Genomic DNA, 25,663 nt, shown 5'->3' on the forward strand with positions numbered 1-25,663 from the left:
GGCCGGCAAGCGCCGATGCGCAAACATCGATCGTCGGTTTCGACGATCGATGCGGTAACGGACAGCGGAAGGAAAAAAGGCGGGCAGCCGCGCTCTTAGAGCTCGGCCACTTTCATGGCCGACAGCAGACGGCGGCCAGGCAGTTCCGACGAGCCGGAAGCGGGGGGTTTGCAATCGGATGGCGTGGGTATCGGCTCCTCGTCCGGCGCGTCGGACGCCGAGAGATCGAGCTTGTAGCCGAGCGCGTAGACCGTCTTCAGGTTGGCGCCCGTGCAGCCCGAGAGCCGCAGCTTCCTGCGCAGTTTGTAGACGTGCTGTTCGATCGAACGACCCGCGACGTCCTCACAGGCACCCCAGACGCTGCTTGCAATCTGCGCACGGCTCAGAAACTTGCCGGGGCTCGAAAAGAAGAGCCAGGCCATGGCGAACTCGCGCGGCGTCAGCGGAATCTCTTCGCCGTCGATCGTGAGCGTGCCGATGTCGCGACGCAACGTATAGGGCCCCACGGCAATCACGTCGTCGACGCGTTCCTGAGTCCGGCGGCTCAGGGCGACGTGCACACGCAGCCGCACTTGCTCGAGGTCGAAACGGCTGGCGACGTCGGTTGCGCCGGCATTGATCCATCGCAGCATCGCCGACCAGTTCGAGAATGGCGTCAGCACGATGACCGGCGTGCATAAGTCGGCGTTGCAATTGCGCCAGGACAGCAGCGAATTGACGAGCATTGAATTGTTCTTCGCATCGATCAGCACGACGTCGAACGCCGTCGTGCGCATTGCGCGAAAGAGCGGCAGCTCGGCGCTGAACGGGTCGACCGCAATCGCCTCGTCGGCGAAACAGTCGGCCACGCTGGCCGTGAGCTGGGGGTCCTCGGTTACAAGAGCGAATCGCACTTTATCCTCCTTTCAGCGCGCTTCGTCGACGAAGCGTTTCGTGTAATAACGGCGCCGCCACTGCGCCATGGGGCATCGGCGTGGTTCGACCGGACGGTGAACATACTGGTCTCTCATGACAGATGTTTCGTTTATAAGACGCTCGCTTGTTGTTGCGGTGTCACCTCCAAGTAGGACGCGCTCCCGTCGCGCCCGGCTTCATGAATGAAGTCTTGTTGTCCGTTAGTGCCGGCTCTCGGGAACTCGGATGCGTCAGGTTCATGCCCGTTTTGCGGCTTTTCACAGTATGCGTGCCGAACTCCTTACCCCGCGAAACGGCTGGCCGTAAAGGATTCCAGCGGCCCGTGGGGCGTCTTGATCAGGAAATCCCTACAGCCGAATCCGTCTTTCCCGATCTAAATCCTGTGAGCGTTGACGGCAAAGTGAGGCCTGCATCGGCTTTCGATATTCGAAACGTCGCAACTTTTTTCATGCTGGCGGGTACCTACAGTGAAATATCGAACTGGGTGGATTCTGAACTGCATGTTGCCGGTCGTGGAGATTTCGATCGGGCGGCCCAAGGCGGCGGCCTCGCGCAGCAACGACGCCGACGACGTCGCGTTGCTGGCGCGCATCGCCACGCGCGACAAGGCCGCGCTGGCCTCGCTCTACCGCGAGTACCACCGCCGGCTCGTTCGTTTCCTGGCGCGCTTCACGCGGCGGGAGGACCTGATCGAGGAGGTCGTCAACGATACGTTCCTCGTCGTCTGGCAAAAGGCCCACGAGTTCAAGGGGCACTCGCGCGTCTCGACCTGGCTCATGGGCATCGCCTATCGTGTGACGCTCAAGGCGCTGCGGCAAGGCTTGCTGCCCACCGAATCGTTGGAAGGCGAGCATGAGGCGCTGGCGGGCGAGCCCGGTGTCGATCACGAGTTGATCGACTGGCTCAACAAGGGGTTGACGAGGCTCACGCCCGAGCAGCGCCTCGTGATGGAAATGGCTTACGTGATGGGATATTCGCTCGATGAGATCGCCGACATGACGGGCTCGCCAGTCAGTACGGTGAAGGCCCGGATGTTCCATGCCCGTGTCAAGTTGCGCAATGTCATGCCGGCGTTGGCCGGTTTTGCCGAGGAAGACCAGTGAAAAATACATCGACCGACAACGGTTGCGAGCGTACTCACCTGCGCGTGTGGGATTTGCTCCCTTGGGTCGTCAACGGCACTGCTTCCGAGTCCGTTCGACGCGAGGTCGACGAACATCTGCGCGAGTGTATCCACTGTCGCGAGGAACTCGTTCGTCAACGGCGTGTGCATGCGGGCATGAATGCCGGCGGCGGCGTCGAGCTGCCCGTCGAGCGCGGGCTCGACCGATTGATGCGAAAAGTCGAGGCGCGGGACGAGCCCGCGGTCCCGCACGTTGCCGCCGCGGCCGGTGGCGCGGCCCGCAGCCGCTGGGCCTGGGTCGCCTGCGGTCTGGCCGCCATGGTGCTGCTCGAAGCGGGTGGGTTCCTCGCGCTTGGCGTATCCCATCAGCCGGCCGCCTACCACACGCTGTCATCGCCCGACGCCCTGTTGCCGCAGGCATCGATACGGCTCGTCATCGACGCATCGATGACTGCCGGCGAACTCCAGGCGCTGCTCGTGCCCCGCAATCTGCAGATCGTCGGCGGCCCGAACGAGGATGGCGTCTACTCGCTGGGCGCGCTCGGCCAAGGCCACGACATCGAAAAGGACGTCGCGGCACTGCGCGCGGCGCGCGGCGTGCGTTTCGTCGAGCCCGTCGACGGAGTGCGCAGCGCTCAGTGACGCACGAGCGTTTCGTCAGACCGTTGAATCGGCCGCGAGGCGGCAGGACGTTTACAATGGTGACCGGGTTTGGGCTGCTTCCAAACTCCCGGCAATCGTGCGATGCTCAGCGTCGTCCGGTCCATGCCGGCATGGCCTCTGGCCCGCTGACGGTCGCCAGCGCGCTCCATCTGTCCCACATATTGAACGGAAAGTCTCGTTGTGCCGCTGAGGACTGCCAAGACGCTTCTCCCGCGCCTACGGCGCCATGCCGAGGCGATGCCGGGCACGCGGCTTTCGTGTCGCGCTGTCGTCACTGCGGCGATGATTGTGCTGACCGCTCTGTTCGCGCCCCTTGCGCGCGCCGAGCACTTCGACATCGTCTATCCGCGGCTCACGGTCATCGACGATCAGCGCGCGCTGTTCGCGAAAGCCGTACTCGATCTTGCGATGCGCGAGGCGCATGCCGATTACACGATTCGCCGCTCGAGCGATGTAATGCAGCGCGAGCGGGCATTGCGCGAGCTGGCGGCGGGACGCTCGATCAATCTGGCGTGGGTCAGCATGTCGGCGCGCGACGAAGCGATGCTGCGCCCGGTGCGCATACCGATCTATCGCGGGTTGATCGGCTATCGTGTCCTGCTGATTCGCAAGGACCGCCAGGCCGAGTTCGACAAGATCGATTCGCTCGCCCAACTGAAGACGTTGACGGGCGGGCAGGGCTTCGGGTGGGTCGATACGGGCATTCTGCGCGATGCGGGCCTGAATATCGAAACGTCGACGTACGATTCGCTGTTTCCGATGACGGAGGCGGGTCGCATCGATTATTTCCCGCGCGGTGTCGTCGAAGCGTGGACCGAATTGGCGGCACGTGGGGCAGCCAATCCCGATCTCGTCGTCGAACGTCATCTGTTGCTCGCTTACCGCTCGGATTTCATTTTCTATACGAGCAAGCATGACGATGCGCTCGCCAACACGATCGAGACCGGCTTGCGCGCGGCCTATCGCGATGGTTCATACAAACGGCTGTTCGATTCGCAGCCCGATATCCGATCCGCGCTCGAGCGCGCCGAACTGGCCCGCCGTACGGTCATCCATCTCGACAATCGGTATTTGTCGGATGCGGACCGCGACATCCCGGGGGAATACTGGATGGCTAACTGAGCCGCCGGTGGCATGAAGGCAGGGTTTTTCTGAAGTCGATATGAATCTCAACGCGTCAATTCTCGGGTGGCGCCCCCTCGATCGCGTGCGCGGCAGTGTCGTCTTGCGGTTGTTCGTCATCGTATTCGTGTTCAGTTGCGTCGTCACGCTCGCGCTGACCGCCGCGCAGCTGTGCCGCGATTACTGGCTGGGGGTCGAGCACGTGCAAGACCGCCTCTCCGAAGTGGACCGCATCTACCGCGACAGCCTCGCGGAAGCGCTGTGGCGACTCGACCGGTCGCAACTGAACCTCGAACTCGAGGGCATGCTTCGGCTCGACGACATCAGTGCGGTCCAGGTGCGGGAGGCCGGCGCCGATCCGTTGATCGTGTCGGCCGGCCATTCCGTCGGCGCGACGGCGACGCTTGCGCGGGACTACCCGATCATGCGCAGGGGGCAGGACGGGGCGCAACGGCAGATCGGCACGCTGCACGTCGAGGCGACGCTCGCCGGCCTTTACCGTTCGCTCGCGCGAACGGCGGCGCTGATTCTCGTGAACCAGGCGGCCAGTACGTTTCTCGTCGCGCTTTTCATCACGTGGCTGCTCAACCGGCTCGTGACGCGACATCTGGCCGCGATCGCCCGGGCCGTTGCCCGCTACGATTATCGCGAGCTGCCGGTGCCGTTGATACTCGAGCGTGGCAAGCGCACGATACCGGACGAACTCGATCGCGTCGTATTGGCCACCAATGCCATGGCGCTGCGCGTCTACGGCGCGTATCTCGACGAGCGCGACGCCGCGGCCGAGCGCGAGGCAAGGCATGCGGCCGAAGCCGCGAACAGCGCCAAGAGCGCGTTTCTCGCCAGCATGAGTCACGAACTGCGCACGCCGCTGAACGGCATTCTCGGCTATGCGCAGATTCTTCGCCGCGATGGCTCGCTCGGCGCGACGCAACGCGAGGCCGTCGGCGTCATTCAGCGTTGCGGCGAACAATTGCTGGCATTGATTCACGATGTGCTCGACTTCGCGATGATCGAGGCGGGCCGCATGCGTGTCGAAGTCGCGGATGTGCCTCTGGTGGAGGCCGTCAGCGCGATCAGAGAAGTGATCGTGGTCAAGGCCACCGACAAGGGGCTTCGATTCGTCTGCCACATCGAGCCCGATGTACCCTTCGGTGTACGCGCGGACGAACGCCGTTTGCGGCAGGTGCTGTTGAACTTGCTGACGAACGCGATCAAGTTCACGGCGCATGGGACGGTAGAGCTGCGCGTGCGGCGCGGCACCGCGGGCGGCGCCACCTTCGAGGTGCGCGACACGGGTTGCGGCGTCGGCGCCGACGAGCTCGAGCGCATTTTCCTGCCGTTCGAGCAAGGCCGGCAAAGGAGCGGCCACGATGGCGGCATGGGGCTCGGGCTCGCGATCAGCCAGCAGTTCGTGCGCGCCATGGGCGGCGAAATTGCCGCCGAGAGCGAACTCGGCCGAGGCAGTGTCTTTCGCTTCGAGCTGCCTGCCGCGATCCAGGCGGGTACGCACGCGATCGCGTGCGAAATCGAGCGGGTCGCAACCGGCTATACCGGGGCGCGCCGTACGGTGCTCGTGCTCGACGATATCGCTGTCAACCGCGCGATCGTATCCGATCTGCTCGGCAGCCTCGGCTTCGAGGTGATCTCCCTCGAGAAGGCCGCCGACGGCCTCGCCGCGCTGATGCAATCGCAAGGGCGCGGGAGCCCTGTTTCGCTGATATTGACCGATATCGTGATGCCCGGCATGAGTGGGCTCGAATTCATCGAGCGCGTGCGCGCATTGAGCGAATACCGCAGTGTGCCGATCGTGGCGCTCTCGGCCAGCTCCTCGGCCGCGGATGTCGAAAAAACGCTCGCGGCCGGTGCCAATGTGTTTTTACCGAAGCCGGTCGACTTCGAACGATTGCAGGCGGAAATGGCGGCGCTGCTGGGACTCGAGTGGACTTATTCATCGCAGCCCGCGGGGCGCGCGCTCGATCTCGCGCAACTCGCGAGCGTCCTGCTGCCGACGCCGCCGGCGGAGTCGATGCGCGAGCTGCATGAGCTTGCGCGCATGGGCGATATGCGGGCCGTGCGCGGCTGGGCGGATGCGCTGAGTGCGCGCGACACCCGCTATGCGCCGCTCGCTTCGGCGTTGCGCGCGCTTGCGCGCGGCTATCAATCGAAGGCGCTGCTCGCGTTCGTCGAGCGGCATCTGCACGCGGGAGGCGCGCCTTGAATCAGTTTGCCGATCTCCAGCCGCGCACCGCGACCGTGCTGATCGTCGACGATAACCCCGCCAACCTGGGCGTGGTGGTCGATGCGCTCGGCGAGCGCGGCTTTCGCGTGCTGATCGCGCTCGACAGTGCGGAAGCGATCGAGCGCGCGCGATTCTCCCAGCCCGAGCTGATCCTGCTCGATGTCAACATGCCGGGCATAAACGGCTTCGATACCTGCCGGCGATTGAAGGCCGACGTACCCACGCGCGACATCCCCGTCATTTTCATGACGGTCGCCGATGGCCTGGGGGATATGGTCGAAGGTTTTATGGCGGGCGGTGTCGACTATGTGACCAAGCCCGTGCGTATCGACGAAGTCGTTGCCCGAATGAACGTGCATCTGGCCATGCGCGAAATGCAGATGACGCTCGTCAGGCAGAACCGGCAACTGCAGGAGGAGGTGAGGGTCAGGCAGAAGGCCGAGTTCAAGCTTTCGCGCATTCGCGACGAGCTCGAATTGCGCGTGGCGCGCCGTACCGAGCAACTCGCGCGTGCGAACGACGATCTGCGCGCCGAAATCGAGGAGCGCGAACGCGCTCAGGCGCGGCTGAAGGTCAGCGAGGCGCGCTTGCGCGAGATCGTCGAGGCAAGCCCGGTGCCGCTTTGCATCGGCTCGCTCGCCGAACCGCGCGTGTTGTATGCGAACGAGCAGTGGCGGCAATTGATGGGCGTGAGCGAGGCCGAGCAGGGCCATGTCGACTGCAACCTGCTCTACGCCGAACAAAGCGGTCGACGCAGAATCATCGAGCGTGCGCGGATCCAGGGGATGTCGTGCGACACCGACGTGCTCCTGCGCCGGCTCGACGGCACCACGTTCTGGGGCGCCATGACGGCCCGGCTCGCGACGTTCCAGGACGAGCCCGCGATGTATATCGGCATACGCGACATGACGGAGCGCAGGCGCATCGAGCAGGCGTTGCTCGAATCGCGCGAGCAGTTGCGTCAACTGAGCGCCTATATGGAGGCGATACGTGAAGAAGAGCGCAAGCGGATCGCACTCGAGATTCATGACGAACTCGGGCAATTGCTGACGGCTTTGAAGATGGACGTATCATTGCTCAAAATGCGATTGAGTGGCGCGCCCGATCTGCTCGGGAAGGTGAACGGCATGCGCGATCTGGTCGAGCAGACCATTCTGATGGTGCGCAATGTCGCGAATCACCTGCGGCCCGCGGCGTTGAATTTCGGTCTCGTTTCGGCACTCGAATGGCTGGCCGACGATTTCGGCAAGCGCACGGGCATTCCATGCCAGCTCGTGCTCAATGCCGGCGAGCCCGAGCTCGACGACGCGCATGCGACGGCGCTGTTCCGGGTCGTCCAGGAATCGATGACGAATATCGCGCGTCATGCGCGCGCCACACGCGTCTACGTCACGATGATGCGCGACGCACGTGGGCTCGTCCTGAACGTCAGCGACAATGGCTGCGGTTTCGATCCGGCCGCCGCCGGCACGCGCGATTCCTATGGGCTGCTGGGCATGAGCGAACGTGCACGGCTCATAGGTGCTTCATTACAGATCGACAGCGCACCCGGTTCGGGGACTGTGGTGTCGATCAGTATTCCTGTCGAGAATGGAAGAGAAGATGATCAAGATTCTGATCGCGGATGATCATGCCGTAGTCCGCAGCGGCTTGAAACAGATCATGGCGACGGCCACCGACGTGACGGTGGTCGACGAAGCCGCGAGCGGGGCCGACGTGCTCAGTAAGCTGCGATGCCGTGAGGTGGACTTGCTGATGCTCGACATCACGATGCCGGGTATCAGCGGCGTGGACCTGATTCGCCGCGTTCATGGCGAATATCCGGACATGCCCATTCTGATTCTGAGCATCCATAACGAAGCGCAGGTCGTCTCGAGGGCTTTGCGCGCGGGTGCGAGCGGCTACGTCACGAAAGATAGCGATCCCGAAGTGCTGCTGGCGGCCATTCGAAAGCTTGCAACAGGCGGGCGCTTCATCGATCCGACGCTCGTCGATGCGGTGGTGTTCGAACGCCATTCGAGCGACGTGCCGCCGCACGAGATCCTCTCCGATCGGGAATTCGAGGTGCTGCGTCTGCTCGCGAGCGGGCGCAGCATCAACGAGATCGCCGAGGCCTTTTCGCTGAGCGCCAAAACGATCAGCACGCATAAGCGGCGTTTGATGCAGAAACTCGGCGTGAGTAACAACGCGGAGTTGTTCCGCTATTCGATTCGTCATGGGCTCGCGGCGCAGTAACTGCCGCATCGGCGTTCGATCGATGTCCGCTCGTCACCGCCGACGCTGACTCATTCCCGTCCCGGTTTATTCGATCTGGCCCGCCGGGTTGGGCCGTCGTTCGTCTTGGCATCGTCATCGAACCGGACGCGCCGCCCGGCCACCGTCCAGCGGCGCGAATCGGCGCCGACGACGGCGGCCGTCGTTCCGGCGAACGAATCCTGCCTATCGAGGGACGGCGAACGAAGCGTCGAATCCTGCACGGCATCGATGCCGCGCGGTGTGGGTTGTGTCGATTCCGCTGCCCGCCTGAGCGCGCCGAGGGTCCGCGGGTCGGTCGGCATGGCGGACAACCACGCCTCGAGCCGGCTGCTGACGGGTTCGACGTCGGCCGGCAGCGTGGCTTGCGTCAACGACACCGAGGCGACCGGTTGTTCGCTCGACGATGTCGACGTGTCCGAAGGTTCGTCGACGATGTGCTCTTCACTGATGTCGCCCGCCATATGAACGGCCTGAAAGTGATTGCCGAACATGACGATGCCGACGGGATCGGTTCCGAGCCGCGACGCTTGAAAGCGAATAGGACCGTCGATGCTGGGCATGATCAATTGCAGATTCATACTGGCGCCGTAATCGCGGTTGATCCGCTGCATCAGCGCCGCGATCGCCGGCTCGTCGTCGTAGAGCATGCGGTCGCCGCCTTCGATCTCGGGATACTCGCGCGCCATCGCTTCGCGGTAACGCGATGCCTGAGCCGCGAGCAGCGGCTCGGATTGAGCGTCATAGCGGCCCGTCGCGTGCTGAAGCAGTGAAATGATCAGGCAGTCCATCGAGGCATGACCGCTGTTGTCGGCGGCGCGAATCCCGTGCTGCGCGAACCATCGCAGCGTCTCGTCGCGCCCCGCGCCCATCATCATGTCGCGCTGCCGCTCGAGTTCGAGCGGTTCATGGCGTTCGGCTACCGGTATCGCCGCTTGCTCGGGACGCGGCACGAACACGTTCTCCGGGCGCGCCGCAGGCACGTCCGGATGCGTGACGCGCGCGCTGCCGCCGAGCTCCGGGATAGCACGCAGTGCGAGTGCGGCGGCTTGCGCATCGAATGAGCCTGCCAGCCCGTGCGCATCCGCGCCGGCCGAAGCGATGAAGTCGTTCGCTGGGGGCGATCCCGTTTGCGTTTCAGGAAGCGGCGTTTCGGGCGGCGGCAACGCCGATTCGACTCGTTCTACAACCGTATCGCTCCTGTGCGGCGCGTCCGTCGGGGGCGGTGCCTCGGATGGCGGCGGCTGAATCGCGAGGCTCGTCAGCCGTTCGCGTACGCCCGGGCTCAGGCTTTTGCCGAGATCGGCCGCCTTGCGCGTTTTCGACAATGGCACTTGGGCCACTGCGTGAGCGATGGGTGTGGCGACCGAGATGGCAAGGCTATCGGCGAGCATCGCCATTTGACGCGTTCTGAACTTCGCCTGGGTCGCAAGCGGTGCGTGTCGATAGCGCCAGTTGTAATACCCGGTCGTGCCGCTCAGTTTGCCTGAACTGAGCTTCGCCCCGCCGACCGAAACCGTGATTTCGTCGGGAATGTCCCGTGCTGCCTCGATGCTCGCGAGCAACCGGTCGAGCGACGCGTCGCTGTGTCGATCGCCCAGATCGACGAGCATGGCATTCGTCGCCGGCAAGTCGAGCTTCGTCACGACGGGTTCGCCGTCTCTTGCGAGCGTCTCGACGAGCTTGGCCATGCTGGTCTTCTGGAACCGCGCGCGTTCGCCCGCGGAATAGGGCGCGGTAACGGGCGCGGTGCCTTGCGCCACCAGACGCGCGTCGTTCTGATCCCCGAACGCCGGCTTTTGATGAACCCCATGACTGGCCAACTCGGCCTTGTGAATATTGAGCCCCAGGCTCGCCGCCGAGCCGGAGATATTGACCGCGGCGGCCAATGCGGCCGCTCCGGCGTTCGTCACCGTATAGCGTTCACGCTCGCCGATCGCCATCGATTTGGCGAGCTTGGTCGCATCCACCTGCTTGCGCGCATCGGTGCTGAACAGTGCGCGGGCATCGGCGCTTTCGATGGCCGCGAGCGCCTGGGCTGCTGCTCGCAGGGTGTTGCGCGCCTGAACCGGATCGGTCTCGGCAACGGCTGCCTTCATCCGCGACTGCGCGAGTTCGAAATGAAGCCAGTCGCGCAAGCAGGCCTTGACCTCGGCACGACGGCCGGCACGCAACGTGTTGCGCGCCGCGGCCTTGCGCCGCGAATCGCGGGCGCCGGTCCGTTCGACCTCGGTGTTGAAGTCGTGCAGCGACGCGAGCGATTCGCTCACGCGGCCCAGCAGCAGCCGTCCCATGCTGTCGAAGCGCATGCGATCGGGCGTTTTCCACGCATCGGAGACGGTCGACGCTTTGAATTGACTCGCGTGTGTTTCAGCGAACGAGTCTTCGAGCGCTTTCACGGCGGTTTCATCGGTACCCGCATTGGCGATCCCGCGACGCAGCGCCGCGTAATCGGTCCAGTTCCTGACTGGATCGAGATCGTCTTTCGTCGAATCGCGGCGCGCGATCTCTTCGAGCGTGGCAATGAGTTTGGCCTTGGCCTGCTTGCGCACCTCGGGATTGTTCGTCACGCGTTTTTCGGCGATGTAGGTGCGATAGGCTTCGGCGCGTTCGGTTTGCTGCTTGGCGGCGTTGCCGGCCAGCAGGTCCGTCGACTTGGCAAGCGCCACGATCGCGCGTTTCGCTTTGGCCTCGCCGTCCTTGCTTGGACCCGAACCGAGCTGGTAGCCGACATAAAGCGCGGCCACGAGCGCGACAGCGCCCGCCGTCGCGCCGGCGGTGGCGGCAAACGACGAGATGACGACGGGCGTGAGGATGCCGAGCAGCGTCGCCGTATAAGTTGCCGCACCCGACGCGACACTGACGCCGAACGCGCGCTTGTTGCCGTGATACTCGATCTTTGCGCTTTCGGCCGCGGTTTTGTAATCGGATTTCAACTCCATGCGCATGCAAAACCGCGCATAAGCGACGCTGAGTGCGGTGCCGGCGGCACGCATGTCGCGATCGGCCTGCTCGCGCGCTTGCGGTGCGGCATTCGGATTCGCCAGCCGAGTACGCGCGTCGTCGAGATCGGCTTGCGCACGCTCCATTTTTCGCACGGCGTTGCCGATTTTTCGCAGTTCCAACGCAAGGCGTGCCGATGCACGCATGACATTCGGACCTGTCTTCGCGCTCGGCGTCGCATCGGCCTTGCCAAGCGGCATGATTTCCTCGGTACCCGAATTCCGGAACCGGATGTTGGCCGAATCGAATGCCAACTGCGTCGAAAGCAACGTCAGCAGCAGTTGCACGCCGGAGAGCGCCGTCTTCGCCGGCAGATGAGCCGAAGCCGCCAATTGCGCGGCGCTTACCGCCCCGTTGACGGTCGAGGAGACGGTCAGGCGCTGACGATGCAACGCACCGGTACCGGTCTTTTTGAAGCTGTCGATGACTGCGTCGGTGTCGTCGAGCCCTACCGTTTCAAGGAATGTCGCGATCATCTCGCGGTAATAGTCCTCGTCTTTCGATCCTTCCGGCAACAAGCGCTGATCTCTCATCTCCGCGGGGATCGAATCCGGTCGTGCGCGCTCGAAGTTCAGCGCCGTCAGGCGAGCCAGTCCGACGATCGACGGCTGCTTGCGCTGCCCTTCGGTCCAGCGTTCGCAGATGCCGAGCGTCGTCGTCTCGTCCCAGCGCTCGACGCTGACAGCCGGCTCGAAGGGAACCTTCTTCATGTCGAACAATTGCCCGAGGCGGCCCCGCACGCTGCCGCGCGCGGGGTGCGCCGCTGCCGATCCTTCCGGCTGCCGGGCGGATTGCGGTGGCCGGATCTCCGCCGCGGGAGCAGCAGTGGGAGAGGTGGGTGACGGGAGGATGCGGCGCAGGGCGGATTTCATGTTGGCGATGCAGGGGGGGATTCGCGACCCATGCTAGGAAAGTGATATTGCAATTCCGGTGGCCGCGGCGAAACGCCGTGCCCGACAGCGAAATCGATATTCAGCGTGCGCTCGTCAACGGTGCGCGGAAATAACGCCACCATCCCCGCACCATACGGACGAGCGAGGGCAGGCTGCCGAACGCGAACCGGGCGGCATCGATCGATGCGGCGCGCCAGCTCAGCGCACCCGAGCGGATATCGCAGCGGCACAACGCGAACGTATAGCGCAACTCGTCGACCAAAAGATATCCCGTAGCGAGGAGCAAGGCCAACCTCAGCGTCCATCGGTTCAGTCCCGCGTGCGCGGCGACATCGATAGCAACATCGCGATGCCCGAGTTCCTCGCGCGCATGCCAGCGCCACAGCTTCGCCGCGTGCGATTGCCCATCGATCAGCAAGGTGCCGTGAGAGACGACCTCTTCGGAGAGTACGGCGGTCAAGTGCTCGAATGCGGCGACGAGCGCTATCTTCATCGGCAAATCGAGCCGCTCGAGTTCAGCCGTCACGCGGTTTGCCCGCTCGGCGACGGCCTGCGCGCCTGGCAGGCCCCCAATCAGCGCATCGTTGTAACGCACGTGCGCTTGCCGATGCGCGCGCTCTTCGCGAACGAAACGCTCGACTTCGCTGTGCAGCCTGGTGTCGATAGGCGCGGGACAACGCGTACGCCACGTTTCGAGCGTGTCGATGAGAAAGGCCTCGCCGGCGGGGAGGATCAACGAAAGCGCGTCGAAGAACCGGCTGCGCACGAGTGTGCCATTCCAGAACAGCGGTTTGCCGCGGCGGGCGGAAGCATCGTAAGTCGGCGTCATGTCCGGCGTCCCGGTTGTGCGCGAATCGGCACGTTCGCGTTCGCGCGGGAGCCTCGATCCGTCAGCCACAACCTGGGGCCGTCCGTTAGCCAACGGCGCACGAACGCGATATAGCCGATTGGCGCCGCGGTGGGATCCGTTTCGAGCCGACGCGCCACCTCGAACCATCGCAAGGCAGGTTCGCAGTGGTGCGTTCGGTGCAGCGACCGGTGCAGCAGGACCCAGCCGAGGCCGAACGGAAGCGCAATGTCGTTCGCGATCGAGCCCTGCGGACGCCGGCACGAGGCGGGGGCAATCGCCACGCCATAGTGCTCGGCCTGCGTGAGGATGAAATCGAACCATGCCGACAGTGCGAGCGGAATCAGATAAGCGACAGCGATGGTGCGTGGCGCGTAGCGCAGCCCGACCACAATCGATAGCGCAAATACGACCCACCAGACGAAGGCTGCGTTGCGCCGGGCGCGTTTGGCCCGCGGCACCATCGACCATCCCGTTCGCGTCAGATGCCAGGCGACCCAAGGCACCTCGAGCGGGGCCAGCAGCCAGATCCAGCGCGTGCGCCAGCTTCGAGCATAGAGCGGCCCTTCGGGATCGGCCTCGGTGCAGGGGAGGGGATGGTGTGCCAGATGAAAGTAACGGAAGGCAAAAAAGTTCTGCCCGACCAGCGCCGCGCATGCGGTGCCTATCGCGTCGCTCACGTTGCGATTACCGATGAACGTCCCGTGCGCGCACAGATGCTTGGCTTCTTGACACCCGGTCAGCAGGAGCCCTTGGAGCAGCATCAGCGGAGCGAGGAACCACGGGTTGGTGCAGATCGAAATCAGAATCGTATTGACGAGGACGGACGACAAAAACAATGCGCTGGGCCAATCGCTGTACGTGCGCGGCCGAACGCGTCCGGTCGTGGAGTGCGTGGCGGATCGAGTCATAGCAATGCGGCGAGCGGGTGGGCGATGCGTTGTATCGTAGGCAGCGCAAGCGCAGACCAAACCGGACGCAGTATCGACAAAGGAACCGTTCCTCGCAGGAGCACCCCGTAATCGAGCGATCGCTCATGCGGGAAATAGTCCCGCTTGATCGAGACGATCCTGTCGAAGCCGCGCGAGGCGTAGTAGCGCAACTGCGGATCGAGGGGCAGGCCGCGGCGCCGGGCATGGACGTAGTCTTCGACGTGCCCTTCGGGATGAGCCGCCATCCAGTCGCGCAGACCGGGCACCGGAGAGCCGAGATAGATGTACCGCCAGCCGCGCTTGAGTGCGTAGGGCCAAAAAAATTTCAGTAATGCAGTGACACCGGCTTGATCGCGGCTCGTGAGGCTGATGCCGAATAGCGTCGTCCCTGTGGCAGGGGAGGGCAGTAATGTGCAGTCTTCCCAGCTCGTGACACAGCGGTGGAAGTCGTCGGCGACGGGCCGCATGAACAGCGAGGCGAGCAGTCGGCCGGATCGCGAGCAAAAGGCGCCGACGGCCAGATCGGGATGCGCGTCGATTCGCGCCTGGAGTTGGGCGCGCGACGCAGCCTGCACATCGGTCCACTTTTCCTGCTCCAACTCGAGCAGCGCGGGTAAGTCGCGGTCGGTCAAAAAGCGCGCGTGCACGCGCTCATCGGCTAAAGGGCGAATTGCAATCTGCGAGAGAAAACGAAATGTCTGATCCATAAAGTTTCTTTGTAGCGGCTATTCGAAAAGTTTGTACGATTCATGCAAATCGAATTAGCGCTATTTCGCAGAATGTCTATGTCATGGTCGTGACAGGGAACGACCGATGCTTTGGCGGACGATGTCCTCGCGCCATGACCGCGGGATGCTCCGATGCGCTCGCGATCCTTTTTTAATAAGTTTTTATTCGCTGAGCTACGGGGTCGGTCGATCGTGCGCATTGAGCGTATCGCGCGGACGGTGTATAAACATCGGTGCCATAGGAGATGCGATGACGCCCGCTGCGCTGCCCCTTTCCCGCATTCACCACGTTGCGATTATTTGCTCGGACTATGAGCGGTCGAAGCGTTTTTACACGCAGACGTTGGGGTTGCGCGTCATTCGCGAAACATGGCGGGGGGAACGCCGTTCGTGGAAACTCGATCTCGAAGTCGGCGAGTATGGCCAGATCGAGTTGTTTTCGTTTCCAGAGGCTCCGCCGAGGCCGTCGTATCCCGAGGCCCGGGGATTGCGCCATCTCGCTTTTGCGACAGACGATCTCGATGCGTGCGTCTCGTCGCTCACCGCGGCGGGTGTAGCGGTGGAGCCGGTCAGGCTCGACGAGCTGACCGGCAAGCGCTTCGTGTTCTTCAGCGATCCGGACGGCTTGCCGCTCGAACTTTACGAAGCATAGATCAGCGTCGGGCTGCCGATCGTTCGTGCTCCTGAGTATCGAGCAATACACCGCCCGCGGCGGAGAAGAGCACGATCATGATCGTGCCGACGATCCACGAGAAGTACCACGCGCCATAATTGCCCACGATGACACCGATCACGATCGCCGCGACGACGGCGGCCAGCATCACGGCGAATTGCAAAAACGTCTTCATGATTTACCCCATTAATAAGCGTGCGGATCGGCTTCGACATGTTCTGCCTTCACCTTGCCGCGCATGATGTAAAACGCCCAACTGGTATAGGCGACAATGGCCGGGACGAAAATAGCGGCCCAGCCCGCCATCCAGATCAGCGTATGGCGGCTCGACACCGAGTTCCAGACCGTGAGGCTCTGCGACGGGTGGCTCGATGACGGCAAGAGGAACGGAAACATGCTGACGCCGACCGTGCCGATGACGCCGATCCATGCGAGCGCGCCGCACCACCAGGCGAGTGTCGCGCGGCGCGCGCGCAGCGCAAAAAAGCCCAGCGTCATGCCGAAGTACGCGAGTGCCGGTACGAACCAAAGCGCGGGAACGGCGCGGTAGTTATCGAACCAGCCCGCGCTGACGAGCACCGCGGTTTGTTGCAGCGGGGTTTGCGCCAAGCCGGGCGCCGGTGCCTGTACGAGCCGATAGCCGTTCAGATGGATCATCCACCATCCGCCGATCGTGAACAGCGTGAATGCGATCGCAATGCCGACCGTGGCGGCGCGGCGCGCACGCGCTTGCAGGGGCCCGGGCTCCGAGCGTCCTGTGAGCATCACGCCGCCCATATAGACGGCAAGCGAGAGCGAAAGAATGCCGCACATCACCGCGAACGGATTCAGCAGCGAGACGAAGCTGCCGGTGTAGTGCGACGTGAGATCCCAGTCGAAATGAAAGGGCACGCCCCGCAGCATATTGCCGACACCCGCGCCGTAGACGATCATCGGCACCGTGCCGCTCACGACGAGCGCCCAGTCCCACACGTTGCGCCAGGCAGCCGTCGGCAGTTTGCTGCGGTACTCGAAGCCGAGCGGCCGCAGGATCATCGTCCAGAGCAGCAACAGCATGACGATGTAAAGGCCCGAGAACGCAGTCGCATAGAGCAGCGGGAATGCGGCGAAAACCGCCCCGCCGCCGAGAACGAACCAGACCTGGTTGCCGTCCCAGTGTGGCGCAACGATATTGAGCGCGATGCGCCGTTCGGTGTCGGTGCGCCCGACATAGCGCAGCAGCGCGCCGACGCCCATGTCCATGCCCACCATGATGCCGAGCCCCATCAGCAGCACGCCGAGCACCAGCCACCAGAGCACCTTGAAGACTAGATAGAGTTCCATCTCGCAGTCCTTTTTATCGTGCCGGCGCAGCGGTTGCGCCGGTTCGAACCGCCGCCGGCTCCGTGATGGCGGGTGCCGTATCGCTGCCATGTGGCGCGTCGGGACCTTGGCGGATCGCTCTCACCATCAGGAACGCCTCGATGACGATGAATACCGAATAGAGCAGCAAGAAGCCGGCGAGCGAAAAGATCATGTATCCGACGCTGTGGCTGGACGCCGACATCCAGGTGGGTAACACACCATAGACCGACCACGGCTGGCGTCCGACCTCGGCGGTGATCCAGCCGGTTTCGCACGCGATGAACGGAACCGGGATCATCCATGGCGCGAGCGTGAGAAACCGGCGCCGGCGATGCACGTCCCCGCGCAATGACAAGATGACGGCGATCACGAAGTAGGCCAGCATCGAAATGCCGCAGGCCACCATGATGCGAAACATCCAGAACATCAGGAATACGTTCGGTACCGTGTCTTTCGAGGCCTTCGCGATATCGGCTTCGGTCGCTCGCTCGACGTCCTGGCCAGCCGCATAGCGCTTCACGAGAAACCCATAGCCGAGATCGGCCTTGTGTGCCTCGAACTGCGCGAGCGCAGCGGCGTTGGTCGGATCGGCGCTCAACACCTTCAATGCGGCGACAGCGGGAATGCCGTTTCTGATCCGTTTCACCGCATCGGCTTCGATGCGGTCCACGCCCGGCACCGTCGTATCGAACGTGTGCGTGAGAAGTGGCGTGAGCACATACGGGATCTGCAGACTCCAGGCGTTGCGGCGCTCGCTGTTCAGCGGCCATGCCGCGACGTTGAAAGGCGCCGGTGCGGGCTCGGTTTGCCAGAGCGCTTCCATTGCCGCCAGCTTCGATGGTTGGGCATGGCCGCCCACGAAGCCTAGCGCATCGCCGAGCGTAATGACGCCGGCTACCGAGAGCACGCCGAACAGACTGGCCATCCGAAACGAGCGCTTGGCGAGCTCCATATGCCTGCCGCGCAGCATGTAGTAGGCGCTGATGCCCGTCACGAAGATGGCGGCGGTCACATAGCCGGCAATGCTCGTATGCACGAACTTGGTTTGCGCATCTTCGCTGAAAATCAACGCACTGAAGCTTTGCAGTTCCATGCGCATCGTCACGGGATTGAAGGCGGCCCCTTGCGGGTTCTGCATGAAACCGTTGGCCACGAGAATCCAGAGCGCCGAGAGATTCGAGCCGAGTGCGACGAGATAGGTGACGGCGAGATGCTTGCCTTTCGAAAGCCGCTCCCAGCCAAAGGCCATGAGGCCGACGAACGTCGATTCCATGAAGAATGCCATCAGGCCTTCGATGGCGAGCGGCGCACCGAAGATATCGCCAACGAAGCCCGAGTAGAACGACCAGTTGGTGCCGAACTCGAACTCCATCGTGAGACCGGTCGCCACGCCGAGCGCGAAATTGATCAGAAAGAGCTTGCCCCAGAACTGGGTGATATCGCGGTAGATCGGCTTTCCGGTGATGACATAGACGGTCTCCATGACCGCCAGAAGAAACGACAGCCCCAATGTGAGCGGGACGAACAGAAAGTGATAGAGCGCAGTCGCGGCGAACTGAAGCCGCGAAAGCTCGACCACGGTATTGCTGATCATGTGAAGCTCCGGTAATAGGCGTTGCCGAATCGTGCGAATGGTGCGAACCGTGTGTCGGCAAAGACCCGGCACGAACGCGCGAACGCAACACGTTCGACTGTTATTGATTTTAATTAAGCGCCGCTGGATTTCTTGCGGCATACCGTCGCAAGATCCACGCAAACACGGGGCTCGGCGCGCCTCCGCGCGCCGGGCATCGTTTCGCGCGAGCGTGGTTCTGTTATGGTGCGTGCGGGTACGGTTGCATCGTTCTTCGCAATGGGTGCGACATCGTGCCGCGATGTTTTTATATGTTCGAGCTTCAAGAGCATGAGCCCCGATTCTCAGTTGAAAAAGACCTTGGATGCATGGCTTGCGCGGCGCGCGGACGGTATACGTGCGCCCCTCAGGATGGCCGTCGCAATGGGACTGACGGCAGGAGTCGCCGTGATCGCACAGGCGGCGTTGTTGGCGTGGATCGTCAACGCGGTCATCCTCCGCGGCGCGGCGCTCGCGACAGTGTGGCCGGCACTGGCGGCCATGCTGCCGGCGATCGGTTTGCGCTTCGTCGCCGTGCAGGCGGCGCAGCGATATGCGTTCGCCGGCGCGGCGACCGTGCGCGCCGCGTTGCGCGCGGAGCTCGTTCGCAAGATCCAGGCGCTCGGTCCCGCATGGCTCGCGAACGAGTCGAGCGGTGCGTTATCGAGCCATCTCGTCACGGGAGTGGAGGCGCTCGAGGGCTACTATGCACGCTGGCTTCCGCAGCGCGCGTTGAGCGCACTCTTGCCGCTCGCGCTCGTCGTCGTGATATTTCCGCTCGACTGGGTATCGGGTCTCGTGCTCGTATTGACTGCGCCGCTCATCCCGCTTTTCATGACGCTGCTCGGCAAGGATGCGGTGGCCGCGAACCAGCGCCAGTGGCGCCGGCTCGCGCGCTTGAGCGCACGCCTGCTCGACACCCTCGCGGGCCTCGCGACGCTCAAGCGTTTCAACGCCAGTCGGCGCGAAGCGGAAATCGTCGCCCGCGTGTCCGAGTCGTATCGGCACAGTACGATGCAGGTCTTGCGGATCGCGTTTTTGTCCTCGGTGGCGCTCGAATTTCTGTCGACGGTCAGCATTGCGATCGTCGCCGTGCTGATCGGCTTCAATCTGCTCTATGCGAAGGTGCATTTCCAGCCGGTGTTCTTCGTGTTGCTGCTTGCCCCTGAGTTCTATCTGCCGTTGCGTACGCTCGGCACGCACTATCACGCCCGCATGGAGGCCATTGCGGCCGCGGAGCGTATCGTCGACATCCTGAGTGCACCGTTACCGGAGCGTTGCGCTGCGCGGGCGACGCTGCAGCCTGCGCAGCCTCACCGCATTCGTTTCGAGCGCGTGTCGTTCGCGCATGCCGAAGGCCGCACCGCGGTCGATGCGCTCAGCTTCGTTGCCGAGCCCGGCGAAATCACGGCCCTGGTTGGCCCGAGCGGAGCGGGTAAGAGCACCGCCCTCAATTTGCTGCTCGGCTTCGCGTTGCCCCGAAGCGGTTCGATTTGGATCGGCGACATGGACCTGTCGGCCATAGACGAAGGCAGCTGGCTCGCGAACGTGGCATGGGTGCCGCAGCGCGCGCACCTCTTCGCGGGTACGGTGCTCGACAATCTGCGGCTCGCTTCGCCCGGCGCCTCGCTCGCGCGCGTGCGCGAGGCCGCCGAGCTTGCGGATGCGCACGAATTCATCGAGGCGTTGCCCGCCGGATACGACACGCCTGTCGGCGAGCGTGGCGTGGGCTTGTCCGGCGGTCAGATTCAACGTCTTGCGCTCGCCCGTGCCTTTCTCAAGGATGCGCCCGTGGTACTGCTCGACGAGCCGACCGCCCATCTCGATGCGCGTACGCAGCAACGCATTCATGCCGCGATCGGTCGGCTCGCGCGTGGACGGACGGTGCTGCTTGCAGCTCACCGGCCGGCCACTGCGCAACTGGCGACGCATATCGTCGTCATCGATCGCGGACGCGCCCTCGAGAGCGGATCGCATCGGGAATTGATGTCCCGCGACGGCCTTTATCGCCGTCTGATGCGAGCCTACGACACGCACGATGCGCATGCAGATGCGGTTTCCGGAGTTGTATCGTGAGCGCCTCGCTGCGATCGGACCGGCCGAAGCATTCCCGCGTGCGTCTTGCGCACGAGGCTCGCGCCGATTTCATCCGCCTCGTTCTGCTCTTTCGTCCGTACTGGAAGCGGATGGCGCTCGGTGCAGCCGTCTCGCTCGCGACACTGCTTGCCAATGTCACTCTCATGGCGCTTTCGGGCTGGTTCATCGCCTCGATGGCGCTCGCGGGTATCGCGCGGACGGCTTTCGACTACTTCACCCCGGCGGCGGCGATCCGCGCCTGCGCGATCGTTCGTACGCTTGGGCGTTACATCGAACGGCTCGTCACCCACGATGCCACTTTGCAGTTGCTGGCCCAACTGCGCGTCTGGTTCTACTCTCGTATCGAGCCTCTAGCGCCGGCTCGCCTGGCCGATCTGCGCAGCGCCGATCTCCTGAGCCGCATTCAGTCCGATATCGATAGTCTCGATCACGTTTATCTGCGGGTTCTGCTGCCGATTATCGTAGGCGCCGTTGGTGCAGCGATCCTGATCGCTGCCACGGCCGTTTTCAGCCTGCCGGCGGCACTCGTGCTGTTCGTTTGCCTGCTGTTTGCCGGCGTGGTGCTGCCGGCTTATCTGCTGGCCCGCGCGAACGAGCCCTCGCGTGCATGCGTGGCGCTGCGCGCGCAAATGCGCGAGGCAGTCGTCGACGCCATGCAGGGGTCGGCCGAACTGCGTGTCTACGGCGGTGAGGCATGCTATGCGCAGCGCATCGACGCGCTATCGGCGGAACTCGTCGCCAGGCAGGCCGCGGTGAACCGGCTCGATGCACTCTCGCAAGGGACGCTCGTCGTAGCGGCATCGCTGGCGATGTGGGCGACGCTCGTGCTCGTCGTTCCATCGGTGAGCCGCGGTGCCTTGCCGCCGGCTGATCTGGCGATGTTGGCGCTCCTCGTATTGGCCGCGTTCGAAGCCGCGATGCCGTTGCCGCTCGCCATGCAGATGCTCGGCGAGAGTCTCGCGGCCGCCCGGCGTATTTTTGCGCTCGTCGATGCGGCGCCTGCCGTGGCCGACCCAGCCGCGCCGCGCATGCCGCGCGGCGCCGCGCTCGCGTTCGAGGGCGTCTTCATGCGATATCGGGAGGGCGACGATTGGGCATTGCGCAATGTGTCGTTCGAGTTGCCCGAGTGCGGTCGCCTCGCGGTGGTCGGCGCGAGCGGCGCGGGAAAATCGAGCCTGGTCAACGTGCTGCTGCGCTTTTGGGACTATCAGGCCGGCAGCATCCGGCTTGGCGATCGCGAGTTGCGCGAGTGCGCGGGCGAATCCGTGCGCGCACGCATTGCCGTCGTCTCGCAAGACACTTATCTATTCAACGCAACCGTTCGCGACAATCTGCTGATCGCGCGGCCCGACGCCGACCAAGCGGCGCTGGAGGCGGCATGCCGCAGCGCGCAGCTGCACGATTTCATCACGGACCTGCCGCAAGGCTACGACACGCAGATCGGCGAGGCGGGCGCACGGTTGTCGGGTGGTCAGGCACGTCGTCTGGCGATTGCGCGCGCGCTGTTGCTCGATGCGCCGATTCTCGTTCTCGACGAGCCGACCGAAGGGCTCGACAGCATCACGGAGCAGGCACTGCTGCATACCGTCATGGCGTTGATGCGAGGACGCAGCGTGCTGCTGATCACGCACCGCCTTTCGGCGCTGACCGAGCTTGTCGACGAAGTCCTCGTCATGGACGCCGGCGGCATCGTCGAACGCGGTGCGCCGGGCAGGCTGGCCCGCGGGCAGGGGCCGTTTTCCGAGCTATGGCGATGCGATTCGCGCGAACGCGTCAACCCGCCGCTGCCTCGGCGGGGTCGCCGGCCTGTGCGGCACGCCGCACCATGACGCGGTTGCGCCCGGCCACCTTGGCCTCGTAGAGCATCTGGTCGGCCTGCTTGAGGAGTCCCTCGAGCTCGGCGGCCGCTCCCGTAGCGATGGCAATGCCGAAGCTCGCGGTCATCTGACAGCGCGTACCCGAGTCGGTATCCACGGCGGCGCGGGCGATGTCCTGCCGCATGCGCTCGGCCATCTCGCGGGCAGCTTCGGTGTTTTGCACGCGCGTCATCACCGCAAACTCCTCGCCGCCGATGCGCGCGACGATATCCGAGCGCGCGAAGTGAGTGTGGCAGAGTTGGGCGACCCTGCGCAGCGCTTCGTCGCCGACGGCATGGCCGTAGGTGTCGTTGACGCGCTTGAAGTAGTCGATATCGAACATGATCAGCGCGATGCGTGACGAAGGATCATAGGGCTGCCGGCATAAGGCGCCTGCACGCCCTTCGAAGGCGCGCCGGTTCAAAAGCCGCGTGAGCGGGTCGGTCTCGGCCATCGTCGCCAACTCGTCGATCAGGCGTGCGCGGTCGGTTTCGAGCCGCGCGCGTTCGATACTGTTCTCTTTCAGGACGCGCAGCGCATCGAACATCACGCGGATATCGTCCCGGCTGAACGAACACGGTACGTGATGATCGAGGTTCCCGGCCGCGATGGCCTGGATGGCCGCGGTGGCCTCTGCGAAAGGGCTGACCACGTCGCGCCTGAAGCCGACGATGAGCAAGCCGAGGGCGATCAGCAACAGCACTTCGCCGCCGGCCGTGGTAACCGCGGCCGCCAGCGCGGCATGGCGGTTGCGCTGTAGTTCGGACGCCGTCTTCTCGAGGACTGCATCGCGAAAGCCGACGATCGGCCTCATCGTGGGCACATACTCCTCGGCGAAGCGGCCCGTGGAGATGCCGGCACCGATCGGCCGATCGGCAAGCGCCTGAACGGAGGCGACATAGCGCAAGCCGTCGCCGAAATACCGGGTGTTGACGGCGGCGAACGCTTCCGCGCTCAGCAACGGATGCTCGACCATGCGCGCGTCGATGAGCGCGCGTATCTGGTCGATGCGGCCGTGCGTCTGCGCGATCGCGAGCTTTTCGTCGATCGTCAACTGACGCCGCATGGCCAGCGCGCTCGTGAAGCGCGAGCCGAGCCGGCCTGCATGCTCGCGCAGATCGGCGGCCAGACGCGAGATGATGAGGCAATTCATGGTGTTGGGATCGCCGCGCGCAACCGCCGAGGTCTGCGAGACCGCCACGGGACTGAAGCCGTCGACGATCGAGAACATGCGATGAAGGACGTTCTCCAGCGCGCGGTCGTCGCGCGCCGCGCGCGGCATGGCCGCGAGGCGATCGACCTGAACGCGTGCCGCCGTCAGCTCGCTTTTGAGCTGACGCACGATCGCGTAATCGTCCGAGCAGGTGGCGCACTCGTCCGGGCTCAGCGTTTCGAGCAGGCGATTGAGTCGCTCGTCGCTTTCGATGCGCGCACGCTTGAGCAAAACCGTGCGCATAGCTGGGATGGGCAGATCTTCGCCGAGCACGCCGTTCATCGGGCCGCGCTCGGCGGAGATCTTCTCCATCGCGATCAGCGTGGCGCCCAACGAGTGAAAACGGTGCACGGCCGCGTCCGCGTCTTGAAACGCCATCCATTGATGCTTGAGCAGCAAATAGGACAGCAAGAGAACGGGCACGAGCGCGCACGCGACGCCGATATTGAAGCGCCGGCCCATTGGCATCCGGGAATGTAAATTGTCTTTCATGACGCGTCATGCCGGCCACGCGCGAGCGTGGCGGGCGGGGCCTAGCTCCCGATACGAATCGAAACCGGTCGGCACGCGTCATTAGCGGCCGTTCGCCGTTCGCCGAAAGGGCGTATCTGGCTATCGGCAGGCGGGGCGCCAATCTTTATAGCGGATTACGGCTAGCGGGCACGCGTAGGGGAAAACACGTAGACCCCGCTTATCGCAAGAAGCGGGGCGGGGGCGGAGGCCGCCGCGGTGAACGCTCGGCCCCCGGCTGATTCTCCCGTCAATGTAGCCTGCCAAAGACCACGTTTGCGCCTTCCGCAGGGGTCAGGCCAAAGCGAAAGAACCCTTCCAGGCGTTCGGCCATCTCGTTGTCGAGTTCATAGGGGGGTTCGACATAGCCGCTTTTCACTGCCGATTGATACCAGTCGGTGATCCACTGACGCAGTTCGCGCTCCTCGGGCGGCAATTCCCAAGCGTCGTAGCTGCTGCTGGCGTAGGACGTGTTCATGTCGTGGCTCCCATTTCTGTTCGAGTGGTAGTGCGGCGCGCGGGGTGGCCCCGCGCGGGCGGCGCCATCGATAGAAATCGATTTCGCCGCTCGAGAACCATGCTACGCGTATGCGCTCGGTTGTTCGATAGGCGCAGGCGGATTGTCGAGTAAGGATAGGTTGCGCATGGTGTAGGGATTTTCTGGCATGCGTTCAGGCGTGACAGTCCGCGCTCAGTTCGAGGCGAAGCTCTGGGCGAGCCATTCGCGCATCATCGCATAGGACCGGGCCGCGACTTTCGCGTCATAGCGGCACATTCCCGTAGGGCTCGTGGCCTCGGTTTCCGTAAAGCAGTGAACGGCATGGCCGATCTCGACGAACTGCCAGTCGGCCGGGCTTTGCTTCATTGCTTCGACGAATTTGGGGGCGTCCGGCATGGTGAACGCGTCGTCGGCTCCGTTCATGGCGAGCACGCGCGCCTTGATGTTTCGGGCGAGCGCCGGGTTGTCGGTACTCAGATCGCCATGAAAGGCGACCACGGCCTTCGCAGGGGCGCCGCTGCGCGCGAGATCGAGTGCGACCGCGCCACCGAAGCAAAAGCCGATGGCGGCAAGGCGTGCGCGATCGATCGGAGCCCCGGCCGCGGCGGCCTCGAGCTGTTCGAACGCCTTGACGATGCGTTTGCGCATCATGGCCCGGTCCTTGTAGAGCGGCGTGACCGCCGCCTTGGCGTCTTCGTCCCCCTTCGGGCGTGTTCCTTTGCCGTACATGTCGGTGAGCAGGATGACGTAGTCCTTGCCGGCGATCTTCTTCGCCTTTTCGATGGCGATATCGTTGATCCCGTACCAATTGGGCACCATGACGAGGCCCGGGCGCTTCGCCATGGAGTCGTCGTCATAGACGAGCCGGCTATCGAACGTCGTGCCGTCGAGCGTCCATTCGACGGGTTTGACGACCATTTTCGCCAGCACCGGCGAAGCGATGAGGGCGGTCAGCAGCATCAGAACGAGGCGCAGGGCTCGCATGTCAGTATCCTTTCGGCGTTTTGGACGAACGGGTGGAGTGCTTCGACGGGAAGTCCTCATTCTAGGGTGAACAGACTTGCAGCATTAGCCCGCGTTGGCGCCTGCCACTACACAAAGCCGTAATCCTCATCGCACGACATGCAGGTTTTCACGA

General features: G+C 63.9%; 20 protein-coding genes. 9 read left to right on the top strand and 11 right to left on the bottom strand.

Translation table 11 applies throughout. From position 1 onward, the window contains the following. Window positions 1-95: 95 nt before the first annotated feature. Window positions 96-893 (bottom strand): response regulator transcription factor, encoded by a 798-nt coding sequence (locus VGL01_RS08810; RefSeq protein WP_331568474.1) that lies wholly within the window; start codon window positions 891-893, stop codon window positions 96-98. A 489-nt stretch (window positions 894-1,382) separates the two neighbouring features. On the opposite strand from VGL01_RS08810, the gene VGL01_RS08815 reads away from it, so the two are divergent. The 6 genes from VGL01_RS08815 (at window position 1,383) to VGL01_RS08840 (ending at window position 8,300) form a co-directional block, all read left to right on the top strand. Then, complete coding sequence (locus VGL01_RS08815; RefSeq protein WP_331568475.1) at window positions 1,383-2,018, top strand: RNA polymerase sigma factor; 636 nt, start codon at window positions 1,383-1,385, stop codon at window positions 2,016-2,018. Beyond that, complete coding sequence (locus VGL01_RS08820) at window positions 2,015-2,680, top strand: hypothetical protein (RefSeq protein WP_331568476.1); 666 nt, start codon at window positions 2,015-2,017, stop codon at window positions 2,678-2,680. The genes VGL01_RS08815 and VGL01_RS08820 overlap by 4 nt, the downstream gene beginning before the upstream one ends. A 201-nt stretch (window positions 2,681-2,881) precedes the next feature. Beyond that, window positions 2,882-3,823, top strand: coding sequence for a hypothetical protein (locus tag VGL01_RS08825; RefSeq protein WP_331568477.1), 942 nt, complete (start codon window positions 2,882-2,884; stop codon window positions 3,821-3,823). A gap of 40 nt (window positions 3,824-3,863) precedes the next feature. Beyond that, a complete protein-coding gene (locus VGL01_RS08830) occupies window positions 3,864-6,044 on the top strand; it encodes a hybrid sensor histidine kinase/response regulator (protein ID WP_331568478.1) in 2,181 nt (726 codons plus the stop codon). Continuing rightward, a complete protein-coding gene (locus tag VGL01_RS08835; protein ID WP_331568479.1) occupies window positions 6,041-7,693 on the top strand; it encodes a response regulator in 1,653 nt (550 codons plus the stop codon). Before VGL01_RS08830 ends, VGL01_RS08835 begins: the two co-directional genes overlap by 4 nt. Further along, window positions 7,668-8,300, top strand: a complete 633-nt coding sequence (locus tag VGL01_RS08840) for a response regulator transcription factor (protein WP_331568480.1) — start codon at window positions 7,668-7,670, stop codon at window positions 8,298-8,300. Before VGL01_RS08835 ends, VGL01_RS08840 begins: the two co-directional genes overlap by 26 nt. A 50-nt stretch (window positions 8,301-8,350) precedes the next feature. Here the strand turns inward: VGL01_RS08840 and VGL01_RS08845 are convergent, their stop codons facing one another. The 4 genes from VGL01_RS08845 to VGL01_RS08860 all read right to left on the bottom strand — a co-directional run bounded on the left by VGL01_RS08845 (window position 8,351) and on the right by VGL01_RS08860 (window position 14,700). Further along, window positions 8,351-12,193: a type III effector protein gene (locus VGL01_RS08845; RefSeq protein WP_331568481.1), complete on the bottom strand. Its 3,843-nt coding sequence runs from the start codon at window positions 12,191-12,193 to the stop codon at window positions 8,351-8,353. Window positions 12,194-12,293: 100 nt separating this feature from the next. Beyond that, window positions 12,294-13,043 carry a metal-dependent hydrolase gene (locus VGL01_RS08850; protein WP_331568482.1) on the bottom strand — a complete coding sequence of 250 codons (750 nt, stop codon included), beginning with the start codon at window positions 13,041-13,043 and terminating at the stop codon, window positions 12,294-12,296. Continuing rightward, the gene (locus VGL01_RS08855; protein WP_331568483.1) at window positions 13,040-13,972 is read right to left on the bottom strand and encodes a fatty acid desaturase; all 933 of its coding nucleotides are present in this window, start codon (window positions 13,970-13,972) and stop codon (window positions 13,040-13,042) included. Before VGL01_RS08855 ends, VGL01_RS08850 begins: the two co-directional genes overlap by 4 nt. Further along, entirely contained in the window at window positions 13,969-14,700 is a 732-nt protein-coding gene (locus VGL01_RS08860; RefSeq protein ID WP_331568484.1) for a hypothetical protein, read from the bottom strand. Before VGL01_RS08860 ends, VGL01_RS08855 begins: the two co-directional genes overlap by 4 nt. Window positions 14,701-14,971: 271 nt before the next feature. Here VGL01_RS08860 and VGL01_RS08865 point away from each other — a divergent pair, with 271 nt between their 5' ends. Continuing rightward, on the top strand, window positions 14,972-15,373 hold the full coding sequence (locus tag VGL01_RS08865; protein WP_331568485.1) for a VOC family protein: 402 nt from the start codon (window positions 14,972-14,974) through the stop codon (window positions 15,371-15,373). 1 nt (window position 15,374) lies between these two features. Here VGL01_RS08865 and VGL01_RS08870 read toward each other — a convergent pair whose 3' ends face one another. From VGL01_RS08870 to VGL01_RS08880, 3 genes are read right to left on the bottom strand one after another with little or no spacing between them, the layout of a single operon-like run. Further along, complete coding sequence (locus VGL01_RS08870; protein ID WP_331568486.1) at window positions 15,375-15,569, bottom strand: hypothetical protein; 195 nt, start codon at window positions 15,567-15,569, stop codon at window positions 15,375-15,377. 11 nt (window positions 15,570-15,580) lie between these two features. After that, a complete protein-coding gene (gene cydB, locus VGL01_RS08875) occupies window positions 15,581-16,717 on the bottom strand; it encodes a cytochrome d ubiquinol oxidase subunit II (protein ID WP_331568487.1) in 1,137 nt (378 codons plus the stop codon). Window positions 16,718-16,730: 13 nt separating this feature from the next. After that, window positions 16,731-18,332 (bottom strand): cytochrome ubiquinol oxidase subunit I, encoded by a 1,602-nt coding sequence (locus VGL01_RS08880; protein ID WP_331568488.1) that lies wholly within the window; start codon window positions 18,330-18,332, stop codon window positions 16,731-16,733. A 309-nt stretch (window positions 18,333-18,641) separates the two neighbouring features. On the opposite strand from VGL01_RS08880, the gene cydD reads away from it, so the two are divergent. Both cydD and cydC read left to right on the top strand, forming a co-directional pair. Then, entirely contained in the window at window positions 18,642-20,426 is a 1,785-nt protein-coding gene (gene cydD / locus VGL01_RS08885; protein ID WP_331568489.1) for a thiol reductant ABC exporter subunit CydD, read from the top strand. Continuing rightward, window positions 20,423-22,276 carry a thiol reductant ABC exporter subunit CydC gene (gene cydC, locus VGL01_RS08890; RefSeq protein WP_331568490.1) on the top strand — a complete coding sequence of 618 codons (1,854 nt, stop codon included), beginning with the start codon at window positions 20,423-20,425 and terminating at the stop codon, window positions 22,274-22,276. The genes cydD and cydC overlap by 4 nt, the downstream gene beginning before the upstream one ends. Here the strand turns inward: cydC and VGL01_RS08895 are convergent. From VGL01_RS08895 to VGL01_RS08905, 3 genes are all read right to left on the bottom strand, one after another. Continuing rightward, window positions 22,221-24,008: a GGDEF domain-containing protein gene (locus tag VGL01_RS08895; protein WP_331568491.1), complete on the bottom strand. Its 1,788-nt coding sequence runs from the start codon at window positions 24,006-24,008 to the stop codon at window positions 22,221-22,223. The genes cydC and VGL01_RS08895 overlap by 56 nt on opposite strands. 268 nt (window positions 24,009-24,276) lie before the next feature. Next, window positions 24,277-24,504, bottom strand: a complete 228-nt coding sequence (locus VGL01_RS08900; RefSeq protein WP_331568492.1) for a hypothetical protein — start codon at window positions 24,502-24,504, stop codon at window positions 24,277-24,279. 213 nt (window positions 24,505-24,717) lie between these two features. Then, entirely contained in the window at window positions 24,718-25,509 is a 792-nt protein-coding gene (locus VGL01_RS08905) for a dienelactone hydrolase family protein (protein ID WP_331568493.1), read from the bottom strand. Between the last annotated feature and the right edge of the window lie 154 nt (window positions 25,510-25,663).

Source organism: Trinickia sp. (assembly GCF_036503415.1).
Lineage (GTDB): Bacteria > Pseudomonadota > Gammaproteobacteria > Burkholderiales > Burkholderiaceae > Trinickia.